The organism is Blautia sp. NSJ-140 (assembly GCF_022868965.1).
In the GTDB taxonomy this organism is placed as follows: Bacteria; Bacillota; Clostridia; order Lachnospirales; family Lachnospiraceae; genus Blautia_A.
This window is the reverse complement of sequence record NZ_JALIFS010000018.1, coordinates 41,456-53,690: the sequence shown is the minus strand read 5'-3', so window position 1 is coordinate 53,690 and position 12,235 is coordinate 41,456. Positions and strand designations below refer to the sequence as shown.

At 45.1% G+C, this 12,235-nt stretch carries 11 protein-coding genes; 7 read left to right on the top strand and 4 right to left on the bottom strand.

Features of this window, described 5'->3' with window-relative positions:
- The first annotated feature begins 410 nt into the window (after positions 1-410).
- Positions 411-2,042, top strand: coding sequence for a glycoside hydrolase family 36 protein (locus MUB50_RS16220; RefSeq protein WP_244791685.1), 1,632 nt, complete (start codon positions 411-413; stop codon positions 2,040-2,042).
- Between the two features lie 15 nt (positions 2,043-2,057).
- On the opposite strand, the gene MUB50_RS16215 is transcribed toward MUB50_RS16220, so the two are convergent.
- Positions 2,058-2,903: an AraC family transcriptional regulator gene (locus tag MUB50_RS16215; RefSeq protein ID WP_118626078.1), complete on the bottom strand. Its 846-nt coding sequence runs from the start codon at positions 2,901-2,903 to the stop codon at positions 2,058-2,060.
- 144 nt (positions 2,904-3,047) lie between these two features.
- Here MUB50_RS16215 and MUB50_RS16210 point away from each other — a divergent pair, with 144 nt between their 5' ends.
- The 3 genes from MUB50_RS16210 to MUB50_RS16200 all read left to right on the top strand — a co-directional run bounded on the left by MUB50_RS16210 (position 3,048) and on the right by MUB50_RS16200 (position 6,219).
- Complete coding sequence (locus MUB50_RS16210) at positions 3,048-3,683, top strand: YczE/YyaS/YitT family protein (protein ID WP_147419225.1); 636 nt, start codon at positions 3,048-3,050, stop codon at positions 3,681-3,683.
- A gap of 270 nt (positions 3,684-3,953) precedes the next feature.
- Positions 3,954-5,078, top strand: coding sequence for an aldo/keto reductase (locus MUB50_RS16205; RefSeq protein WP_118626100.1), 1,125 nt, complete (start codon positions 3,954-3,956; stop codon positions 5,076-5,078).
- A 49-nt stretch (positions 5,079-5,127) separates the two neighbouring features.
- A complete protein-coding gene (locus MUB50_RS16200; RefSeq protein WP_015525523.1) occupies positions 5,128-6,219 on the top strand; it encodes a PTS transporter subunit IIC in 1,092 nt (363 codons plus the stop codon).
- Positions 6,220-6,310: 91 nt separating this feature from the next.
- On the opposite strand, the gene MUB50_RS16195 is transcribed toward MUB50_RS16200, so the two are convergent.
- Positions 6,311-7,390: a DnaJ C-terminal domain-containing protein gene (locus MUB50_RS16195; protein ID WP_118626076.1), complete on the bottom strand. Its 1,080-nt coding sequence runs from the start codon at positions 7,388-7,390 to the stop codon at positions 6,311-6,313.
- A 364-nt stretch (positions 7,391-7,754) separates the two neighbouring features.
- Between MUB50_RS16195 and MUB50_RS16190 the strand changes: the two genes are divergently transcribed.
- Both MUB50_RS16190 and MUB50_RS16185 read left to right on the top strand, forming a co-directional pair.
- The gene (locus tag MUB50_RS16190; protein WP_243101143.1) at positions 7,755-8,708 is read left to right on the top strand and encodes an SH3 domain-containing protein; all 954 of its coding nucleotides are present in this window, start codon (positions 7,755-7,757) and stop codon (positions 8,706-8,708) included.
- Positions 8,709-8,785: 77 nt separating this feature from the next.
- Positions 8,786-9,697, top strand: coding sequence for a LysR family transcriptional regulator (locus tag MUB50_RS16185; protein ID WP_118514135.1), 912 nt, complete (start codon positions 8,786-8,788; stop codon positions 9,695-9,697).
- Between the two features lie 183 nt (positions 9,698-9,880).
- Here MUB50_RS16185 and MUB50_RS16180 read toward each other — a convergent pair whose 3' ends face one another.
- Positions 9,881-10,399, bottom strand: a complete 519-nt coding sequence (locus tag MUB50_RS16180; RefSeq protein ID WP_118514133.1) for a nitroreductase family protein — start codon at positions 10,397-10,399, stop codon at positions 9,881-9,883.
- A 249-nt stretch (positions 10,400-10,648) separates the two neighbouring features.
- Here MUB50_RS16180 and MUB50_RS16175 point away from each other — a divergent pair, with 249 nt between their 5' ends.
- On the top strand, positions 10,649-10,921 hold the full coding sequence (locus MUB50_RS16175; protein WP_118514131.1) for an acylphosphatase: 273 nt from the start codon (positions 10,649-10,651) through the stop codon (positions 10,919-10,921).
- A gap of 13 nt (positions 10,922-10,934) precedes the next feature.
- On the opposite strand, the gene MUB50_RS16170 is transcribed toward MUB50_RS16175, so the two are convergent.
- Positions 10,935-12,170, bottom strand: a complete 1,236-nt coding sequence (locus MUB50_RS16170; protein WP_118514129.1) for a CdaR family transcriptional regulator — start codon at positions 12,168-12,170, stop codon at positions 10,935-10,937.
- Between the last annotated feature and the right edge of the window lie 65 nt (positions 12,171-12,235).

Here is a 12,235-nt window from a genome sequence, read left to right as displayed (position 1 = left end):
TCTCCTTATATTATAGTTTTGTTTTGTGTAAATATCTATATCTTGTAGAAATTAATTCTGCAGAAATCCCTTTACTTATCAGTACTAGCACATGGTGGAAGTTACTTTTTCATTCAACCAGAATTTGTGTTCCGTAAAATGAAAAACTAACTTCCGCCCTTACGTTCTTATATTAAAAAACGGATCGGACAAGGACTGAAAAGCTTATGCAGATTGAACATTCTGCAATGTTATAATAACTTTAAAGCATAGAAAAAAACAAAAAAATCAATATAATAAGGCATATAGACAAAATGTATTAAAAAAATTTTTCGTACATTCTTCTGAGTTGAACAGACGATAGAAAGACAGTATTCATGAGTATGCAGGTAAAGCAAAATGTAAATAAAAAAGTACAGGAGGAGAGAATAATGCAGAAAAAATATGCAGATTTTAAGCTTGGGGTACCGGATTATGTAACAGTGGAAACAGAAGAGGAGAGACTTGTGTGCCAGGGAGGGCAGACGACAGTAGCTGCCGGTGCAACTACTGTGGAATTCCAGGACGCAGGTGAACATGAAGATATACTTGTCACATCCGAGGATACAGTGAGATGCGTGAAGTTGAGATGGAACTATAAGATCCCGAAATCAGCCAGATTTCTGGGAGATGCCTGGGAACGTACCTATGGTGATGTGGAATGGCATGGAATGAGCGGAAACCGTTATCTGCCATGGTATTTTCTGGCGAAGCTTTCTGAGAAGGTTCTCTGCTTTGGCGTAAAGGTCCGTCCCTCTGCTATGTGCTACTGGCAGGTGGATACCAAAGGAATTACTTTGTTTCTGGATGTTCGCTGCGGAAATACAGGAGTACAGCTGAAAGGAAGAAAACTGTGTGCCGCACAGATCGTCTGCATGGAAGCAGAGGGAGCAGATACTTTTGAAACTGCACAGAAATTCTGTGAAAAAATGTGTACAGATCCGATCTTCCCGGAGTTTCCGGTGTATGGAAGCAATAACTGGTACTATGCTTACGGTGACAGCTCCGAAGAGGAGATCTTAAGTGATACCGATTATATCCTGAAACTGACTGAAGGTGTAAAAAATTCTCCGTTCATGGTCATTGATGACTGTTGGCAGGAGCATCATCGCCTGGATGAATACAACGGTGGACCATGGACAAAAGGCAATGCCAGATTTCCGGATATGAAAGGTCTTGCAGACAAGCTGGAGAAAAAAGGTGTCCGCCCGGGTATCTGGGTCCGTCTGCTTCTTAATGAAGATGAGAATATCCCGGATGAGTGGAGAATTTCCTATAATGACTGTCTCGATCCGTCCCACCCGGATGCACTGGCATATATCCGTAAAGATATCGAGAGGATCTGTGATTGGGGATACACGCTGATCAAGCATGATTTTTCTACCTTTGATCTCTTTGGGAAATGGGGATTTGAGGCGAATTTAAGAGACAATTCCATGGAGAAATGGCACTTTTATGATCAGACCAAAACCAGCGCAGAAATCGTAAAAATGCTTTATCAGGAGATTTATGATGCTTCCCGGAGCAATAACGCAGTGATCATCGGCTGCAATACCATCGGACATCTCGGCGCAGGCCTGATGCATCTGAACCGGACCGGTGACGATACCAGCGGACGTATCTGGGAGCGTACCAGACGAATGGGCGTAAATACGCTGGCATTCCGTCTTCCGCAGCACAATACGTTTTACCATATTGATGCAGACTGTGTCGGTATTTTCGGAATGATCCCATGGGAGAAAAATCGTCAGTGGGCAGACGTTCTTGCAAAGAGCGGTACACCACTGTTTGTATCCGCAAAACCCGGAGTTTTAAACCCGGAGGAATTTGAGGAGCTGCATCAGATCATGCTGCGTGCATCAGAACAGAAAGAACACTTCGTTCCGCTTGACTGGGAAGAAATCGACTGCCCGGAGGTATGGGGAGAAAGCGGCGAAACCATCACTTATGACTGGTTTGACAACGAAGGTCCGACTATGGATGCTGCGGTGGAATACTACAATGCCAAGGTAGTTGTTCCGTAAATCAGGAAAAGTGGTTCAGCAATCCAGAAGATTCTCGGCATGATGATATTTTTCCCGGTATTCCCGTGGCGTCATGCCGGTTTCTTTTTTGAAGGCACGGGAGAAGGCAAAGGGATTCTGATAACCGCAGGAAGTTGCGATATTGGCAATGGGGATATCTGTGATCGTCAGAAGCTCCCTGGCATTGATGATCTTGGCTGAAGTCAGAAAGGCCTGAGGAGTAGTACCCAGATGTTTTTTGAAAAGTCCGTAAAGGTGGCTGCGGCTGATGTGGAGGTAGTCTGCGACATCTGTCACTGTGATATCCAGAAACGGACTTTTTTTGATGTAATCCACAGCCTGGGTAATGTAAAAATTATCGTTGGCTTCCATGGTGGTGTAGGAAGCATGAAATTCTTCCTCCAGCATGGCGATGATTCGGTAAAGACTGCTCTGGATATAAGCTTCGTTGGAAGGTGTCAGCTGGGGATGGGTCATCATTTCACAGATCGTTTCCGCATAGGGAATTACAGAAGTAAGCTGCTGAACCGGATTTTCCAGGGTGAGATGACAGTGTTCGGAAAGTGCGGCAGCATTTTCACCGTTAAAACAGATCCAGGTATAGGTCCAGGGATCAGAAGGCTCCGCTTTATAAAGCGTGCTGACAACTGGCGGGATAAAGAAGCACTGTCCGGCTTTCAGGGTATATTTCCGGTTATTGATGTAGAAATAGCCCTGTCCTTTCAGAACAAAATGTACGGTATAATAGCGGCGCACCCCTGGGCCGTAGGACTGATCCGGCGTACATTTTTCCCAGCCGCAGGAAATCAGATGAAGTTCTTTTGATGAAGTTTTCCGGTTCATGACCTGCTTATCTTCCATGATTATCATGCCTTTCCACATAATATGATGTAACTTTTACATATTTCGGGGCTGAAAGCAGATCAGCATTTTCTGCTTTGACAGCATTCCTGAAGTTCGATACCATCAGTGTAAAATATTTGATCAGAGGTGTAAAGAATAAAAATGAATTCATTAACAGTAAAAAGAATCTTTATGACTTTTGTCGGGATTTTTCTGGCCGGGGTTAGTGTGGCCATTTTTAAGGCATCGGATTTTGGAACAGATCCCAATTCTTGTTTTGTTATGGGAGTATGGAATCTTGCAGGAATAAAGTACAGTTATGTTTATATCATCATCAATGCGTTGATGCTGCTGGGAGTATTTTTTCTGGATCGGCATTTTATCGGGCTGGGAACTGTGCTGAACCTGTTTTTTATGGGGATCATCGTGGAAAAAGGAATGCAGCTTTTTGACAAATATCTGCCGGAGAGAACTTTTGGGGTAAGAGTTCTTCTGATGTGCATTGCCGTTGTGATGATGTGTTTTGCGTCAGCGTTGTATTTTACTGCAGATATGGGTGTTTCCGCCTATGATGCCTATGCGCTGATCTTAGATAAAAGAACCCGGATTCCTTTCCGGATGTGCAGGATTGGGACCGATGTGCTCACAACTGCGGCGGGATTTTTTATGGGTGCGGTTGTAGGAGTGGGAACTCTTGTCACTGCATTTTTTATGGGACCGCTGATCGAGTTTTTCAACCGGACGGTGGCAAGGCCGTTTCTTTATGGAAAAGAGAATAAACAGATGCAGAAGCAGTAAAACGAAAGGCAGTTGTCGTGTTAGAAAAGAGCGGCAGCTGCTTTTTTGTTTACAGCAACAAGAGCGCCACTGTCTTGACACTTGTAAAAGAAAAAGGTTTACTGCTGAAGAAAATACCATTATAATAGGAGAAACGCAGTTTTTTTCCTGTAGTAAAATATAACTGTCCGGGAAATATCAATGTCTGGAACATTGTTTACCAGACGATATAGCAGATGATATAATAATATGGGAAATTTTCCGGAATGGAATAAGAAGGGAGAGAAAAATATGGCATATTTAGGCGAAGAGATCAAAAAACTTGGTTTTGGCCTTATGAGACTTCCGCAGAAATCAGAAGGTGTGATCGATGTGGAGCAGACCAAAGTCATGGTGGACAAATTTATGGAAGCCGGATTTACATATTTTGATACAGCATGGGCTTATGCAGGAAGCGAAGATGCTATCCGCGAAGCGCTGGTAGAGCGTTATCCGAGAGAAAAATATCAGCTAGCCACCAAGATGGCAGCCTGGATCAACTGCAAGACAAGAGATGAAGCTCTTGCACAGTTTAAAACATCTCTGGAGAGAACAAAGGCAGGATATTTCGACTTTTATCTTCTCCACAATCTTGGAGAGCACAGAACAAAATATTTTGATGAGTACGGTTTATGGGACTGGATCCGTGAACAGAAGGAAGCCGGTCTGATCAGACATGCAGGATTTTCGTTCCACTCCACACCGGAGGAGCTGGATGCACTTCTCACTGCACATCCGGAAATGGAATTTGTACAGCTGCAGATCAATTACGCAGACTGGGAAAATCCGGCGATCCAGTCAAGAGCCTGCTACGAGGTAGCCAGGAAACATGGAAAACCGGTCATTATCATGGAACCTGTAAAAGGCGGCATGCTTGCAACTCCGCCGGAATCAGTGGAAAAGCTTCTGAAGGCAGCAGAGCCGGAAGCATCCACAGCATCCTGGGCGATCCGTTTTGCGGCAAATCTGGAAGGCGTGATTACCGTACTTTCCGGAATGAGCAATGTTGTGCAGATGGAGGATAACCTTTCTTTTATGAAGGATTTCAACGGCCTTACTGACAGTGAGAAGGAGACTCTTGATAAGGCAAGAGAGGCTATGAGCAAAATTCCTTTGATCCCATGCACAACCTGTAACTACTGCGCAAAGGTCTGTCCGATGGAAATCGGAATTTCCGGTTCTTTTACAGCAATGAATTATCTGACATTGTACGGAAATAAAGCCGCCGCAGCGCATCAGGAAGACTGGCTGGTAGTCAGTCATGGCAGAAAGCGTGCAGATGAATGTGTAAAATGCGGACAGTGTGAGGAAGTATGTCCGCAGCATATTTCCATCCGCGAGGAACTTGAGAAAGTAAGCGAGGCTTTTTGCAAATAAAGGAACTGATCCGGCAGGAAGCGGATCAGGGTAAGGAGAGAGTTTAAAAATGGAAAAATTCAAAGCATTTCTGAAACGGAAGGATATTGAGATCTCTCTGAAGAGATATGGTATCGATGCACTGGGAGCTATGGCACAGGGACTTTTCTGTTCCCTGCTGATCGGTACGATCATCAACACCATTGGCACACAGTTTCACATTCCGTTTCTGACTATGGCAGTTGCCACAGTCAATGATACCCAGTACACAGTAGGTTCTCTGGCATCTGCCATGAGCGGCCCTGCCATGGCAGTAGCCATCGGTTACGCCTTGCATTGTCCGCCGCTGGTATTGTTTTCGCTGATCACCGTTGGATTTGCCTCCAACGCACTTGGCGGAGCAGGCGGTCCTCTGGCTGTACTGTTTGTTGCCATTGTTGCAGCTGAGATCGGTAAGGCAGTTTCCAAGGAGACGAAGATCGATATCCTTGTAACGCCTCTTGTAACCATCGGTGTGGGCGTAGGTCTTTCCGCATGGTGGGCACCGGCCCTTGGAAAAGCTGCTATGAAGGTAGGAAGCGTGATCATGTGGGCAACAGATCTGCAGCCATTCTTTATGGGCATCCTGGTTTCTGTATTTGTTGGAATCGCACTGACGCTGCCGATCTCTTCTGCTGCGATCTGCGCGGCTCTGGGACTTACCGGACTGGCAGGCGGCGCTGCAGTAGCGGGCTGCTGTGCGCAGATGGTAGGTTTTGCGGTTATGTCCTTTAGGGAAAACAAATGGGGTGGTCTTGTCTCTCAGGGAATTGGAACTTCCATGCTCCAGATGGGTAATATTGTCAGAAATCCAAGGATCTGGATCGCTCCGATCGTAACATCTGCTATCACAGGACCTATTGCAACCTGCTTGTTCAGGCTTCAGATGAACGGAACTGCTGTATCCTCAGGAATGGGTACCTGCGGTTTTGTAGGTCAGATCGGTGTGTATACAGGATGGATGAATGATATTGCAGAAGGAACCAAGACAGCTGTTACAGCTATGGACTGGGCAGGACTTTTTCTGATCTCTTTTATTCTCCCGGCAGTTCTCTGCCCGTTGATCAATATGTTTGTACGTAAGCTCGGATGGGTGAAAGATGGAGATATGACGCTGTCATAAGCTATATCAGATCTTACTTTAAAATCAAAAAAGAGTATCACAGGAACTCATTGATAGTGATGAGCTTTGTGATACTCTTTTATTTTAACTTTTATGCTACATGTGATCCGGTGGCATTACTCCGTTCCAGTCCACAGGCCTTTGCATATTCATGGAGTTTCTCTTTTGCGGAATAATTCAGATTTTGAGGAACCTGAATCTGAATGGTTACATACTGATCACCGCGGACGGAAGGGTTCTTCATGGAAACAATGCCTTTTCCTCTCAAGCGGATCTTGGAACCGGACTGCATACCTTCCCTGATCTTACAGATAACATTTCCGTAAAGGGTAGGAACGGTGGCTTCACCGCCGAAAACAGCGGTTGTGTAAGGAATAGAAATGGTGGTATAAACATCCGATCCTTTTCGTTCATAGCCAGGACGTGTTCCTACGGTAACCTTCAGAAGAAGGTCACCAGGCTCGCCGCCGCCGGTTCCGGGCATGCCTTTTCCTTTCAGACGGATACTCTTGCCGGTATCAATACCTGCCGGAATATGAATCTGAAGTGTCTGCGGTGCACCGGAGCTTCCGTCCGGACCGGACAGAGAAATTCTTTTATCAGCACCAAAAGCTGCCTCATTAAAGGTAACGTTGATGCTGGCCTTCACATCAGAGCCTTTTTGCGGAAAATCCTGCTGATGGAATCCGCCGAAGCCGTTGCCGCTGTGAAAGCCACTTCCGCCAAATCCACTGTGAAAGCCGCCACCGTTACCGGTGAAATGCTCATATGTGCCATTACTGCTGAAACCGCGGCTTTCGCCGTGACTGCCGTGGAACATATTTCCGAAGATATCACCAAAAATATCGTCCATGTTTTCACCGTTAAAATGAAATTCCTGATAGCTGCCATTGCCGCCACCCTGGAATCCGCCGAATCCACCGGCGCCAGGATCAGCTCCTGCCTCAAACGCGGCATGACCAAACTGATCATACATTTTTTTCTTCTTTGGATCACTTAAGACATCGTAGGCTTCGTTTACTTCTTTAAATCTATCTGCGGCATCTGCATTACCTGCGTTTGTATCCGGATGATATTTTTTGGCCAGTTTACGGTAGGCTTTTTTTATTGTTTTTTCATCTGCGTTCCGGTCAATGCCCAGAACATCGTAATAATCTTTTTTTACTGCCATGGTATTCACCTTCCCTTATATTATAGTCTGCAGCGTCCCGGATGATCGATCTGTCCTCTCAGGGGACAGATCTCCCGGACTGTCATATATTGAACGTATGTGTATAAAATTCCCCGGGAAAAATCCCGGGGCATTACTTTTATCCTGTTCTACATGTAATATAACACTACTAATTAAAAGTGTCAATACCTGCATTACGGAAAGGAACATTTTGGACTACGATAAGAGATATGATTCTTACAGCTATCAGCTGAAAATATGATATAATACTACCATAAATTCCGGTGCGGTCTGCTCAGTAAATAAAAAACAGAGAGAGCAGCAGATCAGAGAAAGATCCAAAAAAGAAAAGGAGGCGTATAATATGAGAAAAAGAACTCTTCTGTCTAATATAAAGGCAGTAAAAAAGCTGGTACTTCTGACATTTATACTGGCAGCAGCTTTTCCGGCGACGATCCGGGAGGCAAAGGCAGCAGCAGGAACCACTTTTAAAGTCAAAGTCACAGATGGATACCTGGCTCTTCGAAGTGAGAAGGCTTTTGACAAAGGCAATGAGATCGGACAGCTGAATACAGGAGATCTTGTGGAAGTTACAAATCGGAAGGACGCTACCTACTGGTATGCATACGTGCCAAGACTGGATAAGTCCGGATATCTGGACAAAAACTATATCCAGATAGCAGAGAACGCCACAGCTTCCAACGATTCCTGGACAGTAAAGGTAAAAAAAGGCTATCTGGCTCTTCGAAGTACCGCAGCTTACAATGACAGTAACGAGATCGGACGCCTGAATACCGGAGATACCGTTCTTGTAAAGGACAGCAGTGATTCTACTTATTGGTACGTATATGCCCCGGGGCTTGATAAATCCGGATATGTGGATAACCGGTATATCTACAACAGTGGTCTGTGGACAGTTAAAGTAGAAACGGGTTATCTTGCCCTTCGCAACAAGGCAGCCTATAATGAAAGCAATGAGATCGGACAGCTGAATACCGGTGACACGGTTCAGGTGAAAGACACCAGCAACGATCAGTACTGGTATGTATATGTTCCGCAGCTGGATAAGACAGGTTATGTTGACAGGAACTATCTTACCGGAGGCTCAGGTACGACAACTCCATCCATGACTGTTAAAGTGGAAAGCGGATATCTGGCTCTGCGCAGTGCAAAGGCGTATGACAAGGACAATGAGATCGCCCAGCTGAATAACGGAGATACGGTGGAAGTTATTGAGAAGAAAGACAGTACTTACTGGTATGTATATGTTCCGAAGCTTGGAAAAGAAGGATATGTAGATAAGAACTACCTTAAATAAAAAGATAAAGGATGCTTGTTGCCGGGTCTGTCTGAAGAGGAACAGAGAGCCGGAACAAGAAACGGGGAGGCAGAAAGATGACTCTGGCACAGCTCAGATATACCATAGCAATTGCAAAAGCCGGATCTATGAACGAGGCAGCAAAAAGCCTTTATATTTCTCAGCCCAGTCTTTCCACGGCAATCCGGGAGCTGGAAGCAGAAACCGGTGTTGAGATATTCCGAAGAACGAACCGCGGAATCGCCGTAACGCCTGCAGGCGAAGAATTTCTGGGGTATGCAAGGCAGGTGGTGGAACAGTACGAACTGATGGAAGCCAAATATATTTCCAAGGAACAGTCACGCAAAAAATTCAGCGTTTCCATGCAGCATTATACTTTCGCAGTCAATGCCTTCGTGGAGCTGGTAAAGCAGTTTGGTATGGATGAGTACGAATTTGCGGTCCACGAGACCAAGACGCATCAGGTCATCGAAGATGTCCGTAATTTCAAGAGTGAGATCGGAATCCTCTACGTAAATGAGTTTAACCATAATGTGCTTGCAAAAATGTTTCACGAGTATGGTCTGGAGTTTCACGAACTTCTTAATTGTCGGATCTACGTTTACATGTGGAAGGGGCATCCTCTGGCGAAGCGTGAGAAGATCACGCTGGAAGAACTGAAGGAATATCCGTGTCTGTCCTTTGAACAGGGAGAAAATAACTCCTTTTATTTTGCGGAGGAGGTTTTGAGCACCTATGAATACAAACGGCTGATCAAAGCCGATGACAGGGCTACTATGCTGAACCTGATGGTAGGACTGAATGGATATACCTTATGCTCCGGTATTATCTGTGAGGATCTAAATGGTTCCGATTACTGTGCTGTGAAGCTGGATTCCGATGAGATCATGACAATCGGTTATATTGCCAGAAAGGGTGTTAACATCAGTGCCCTTGGAAAAAAATATCTGGAGGAGATTTCCAGATATAAGGATAAAGCACTGAAATAAGAGAAAATAAAATCTGACAGATCACTGCCGGAGAAGAAGGGAAAAGCTTCTGGTATTTATGATACCGGAGGGCTGTTTCCCTGTGTATTCTCAGATACGTAGCAATGCGTATCATGCAGGAATCTGTCAGATTTTTATTTACATTAAAAGTTTTTGGCAGTGGAAATCTTATTTGCAAGACGATCACACGCGGATTACAAAACCATCCTTACGCGGTTTGGCTGTTGGATACTCACAGTCACGGTATCCAAGAACACAGTGGCCCACGCCGATATATTCTTCTGGAACACCCCACTGCTTCTTCAGCTCTTTTCCCTCCTCGGAGTCAAAAACTTCTCTTGCACGGTGAATCCAGCAGGAGTCCACGCCGAGAGCATGTGCGGCATTCATGAGATTTCCCATCACAAGACTTCCGTTTTCCACACAGGTGCCCATTTTGCTGTCGGAAAAGACAATGATCACAGTTGGGGCGCCGTAGAACGGATCTGAGGTGCTGCCCATAACAGCTGCGTTCATTTTGGAAAGCCTCGCAACCAGCTCCGGATCCTGTGTCACTACCATAAGAGTGCTCTGCTGTCCCATGCCGCTGGGGGAATATTTTCCTGCTTCCAGGATCGTATCCAGAGTTTCTTTCGGAACAAGTTCTTTTTTGTAGGCGCGGATGCTTCTGCGTTCTAACAGGTTTTTGATGCTTTCATTCATGATCATTACCTCCTGATGTTAAATTTTGTTGAAAATATTTTCTGAAAAAGAAAGTAAATTTCTTTTTATTCTGACAAAAATTATTATAACGTAGATGATTATAGTTTCCAATAGGCAGAAGGATATAACTTTACAATTTATAAAGAAATATTATATAATCTGGTTATGATATTCCTGCGGCGGATGCGGGAGAATTTCGGGTGGAGATACAGAGACAGAATAGTTAAGACAGAAAATATGAGGTGCCAGATGGAAAAGATTCGGAAACATTTTTATTTTTCAGGAAGAGTACAGGGAGTAGGATTTCGTTACCGCTCTTATTATATTGCACAGTCCATGGGACTGACCGGCTGGGTACGGAATCTCTGGGATGATCGTGTGGAAATGGAATTACAGGGAACCAGAGAAGAAATCCAGGAGATGGTAGAGCGCCTTTCTCAGCAGAGCTTTGTGGAGATCGAGGGGATTGAAGCGAGGGAGATCCCACTGGAGGAGGAGTTTGGATTTCATGTGAAAGGATAGTGAAATGGCTGGTTCATTCCAGCTCCAGTGCCAGATACAACAGAACAGCGTCCTGGAATTTCCGGGGATTGAGACCACATTTTTTATAAATGTGGTTTAATTTATATTGAAGAGTATTTTTGTGGAGAAAAAGCTTCTCTGCGGTATCAGCCAGAGACATTTCCAGGGAAAAATAAGTTCGCAGAAGGTCCTTTTCATCCGGGGAAAGCCGATAAATAGTTTTTACGAAAAATTCTTCGCGGTCTTTCCGAGACACAGAAGAGAGAATGATTTCCAGAGTGAGATCATCAAAAACTGCATAATTTTCTGTACAGATATTGTCAGTAAGGGGTTGGTGAAGGCTCCTCAGGGTAGTTTCTGCAGTATTCAGGGAAAGTCCAAGCTGATACAGAGGTACAGACTTTCCAACTGCAATGGCCAGAGTGTCTGCATGCTTTTGGGCAAAATTACGAAGCACTGCGGAAAGAGCAGAAAAATTGGAATTGTCTGCAACAGCAAGATAATCTCCGGGATAGCGGAAGGTGTGCAGGGTGATCCCGGCGGTTTTGAAAAAAATTTGGATCTGATGTTCCGAAAGAACAGATCCGATGCCAGAGTCTGATTCCGGAGTTTCTGGCTGTGGAGAGGATTCCGGAGAAAGAGTTGTATTTTCGGGATCTGTCAGGGGAGCAGAGCTTTCTGAGGATTCCGGAATCCTGTGGGCGATCTTTACGGAAGGATTTCTGCCGGAAGCAGCCGGATACGTATGGATCAATATCAGCCGTTTGGGCGTGTCCGGATCGATCTGAAATTCTCTCAGGCATCTCAGAAGATATTCCGGATTCTGGGTCTCCCCATGGAGAAGAGAGCTGATGACAAATTGCTTTTTGTCCGCCTGGTGCCGGCTGTACTGGCCAAGCTCCTGCTCACGGATCAGAAGGCTGGTGATACGCTGTGCCAGAAAGGCATACTTGCGTACCTTTTCCGGGGAACCGGTGATGCCAATCACAGCCAGAAGACAGTCTTCATGGTAAAGAGGCATGTTGATACCCTGGCGTGTTCCTGTAAAATTGTCAGATTCAGCCACCTCGATGGTAGTACCGGTTACAGCAGCTTTCCGTCCGATCTCATGATAGGTTCCGATCCTGGCAGAGTTTGTACTAGCGATAATGGTGCCGGACGGGTTGATAAAATTGATATCGTAGCTGCAGACGTCCTTGATCGTGTTGACGATCTGCTGGGCAAGAGTGTGGCTGATGTGTGTGATCATGGAATCCTCCTGGAAAGACTGATAGTATTTATATTACGGAAGGTCTAATTTTATATTTATGCAGG

Coding starts and splice junctions, on each gene's coding strand:
- MUB50_RS16205 (WP_118626100.1), top strand. CDS start 3,954: ATGGCATATTTAGGCGAAGAGATCAAAAAACTTGGTTTTGGCCTTATG.
- MUB50_RS16170 (WP_118514129.1), bottom strand. CDS start 12,170: ATGATCACACACATCAGCCACACTCTTGCCCAGCAGATCGTCAACACG.
- MUB50_RS16195 (WP_118626076.1), bottom strand. CDS start 7,390: ATGGCAGTAAAAAAAGATTATTACGATGTTCTGGGCATTGACCGGAAC.
- MUB50_RS16215 (WP_118626078.1), bottom strand. CDS start 2,903: ATGGAAGATAAGCAGGTCATGAACCGGAAAACTTCATCAAAAGAACTT.
- MUB50_RS16180 (WP_118514133.1), bottom strand. CDS start 10,399: ATGAATGAAAGCATCAAAAACCTGTTAGAACGCAGAAGCATCCGCGCC.
- MUB50_RS16220 (WP_244791685.1), top strand. CDS start 411: ATGCAGAAAAAATATGCAGATTTTAAGCTTGGGGTACCGGATTATGTA.
- MUB50_RS16210 (WP_147419225.1), top strand. CDS start 3,048: ATGAATTCATTAACAGTAAAAAGAATCTTTATGACTTTTGTCGGGATT.
- MUB50_RS16200 (WP_015525523.1), top strand. CDS start 5,128: ATGGAAAAATTCAAAGCATTTCTGAAACGGAAGGATATTGAGATCTCT.
- MUB50_RS16185 (WP_118514135.1), top strand. CDS start 8,786: ATGACTCTGGCACAGCTCAGATATACCATAGCAATTGCAAAAGCCGGA.
- MUB50_RS16175 (WP_118514131.1), top strand. CDS start 10,649: ATGGAAAAGATTCGGAAACATTTTTATTTTTCAGGAAGAGTACAGGGA.
- MUB50_RS16190 (WP_243101143.1), top strand. CDS start 7,755: ATGAGAAAAAGAACTCTTCTGTCTAATATAAAGGCAGTAAAAAAGCTG.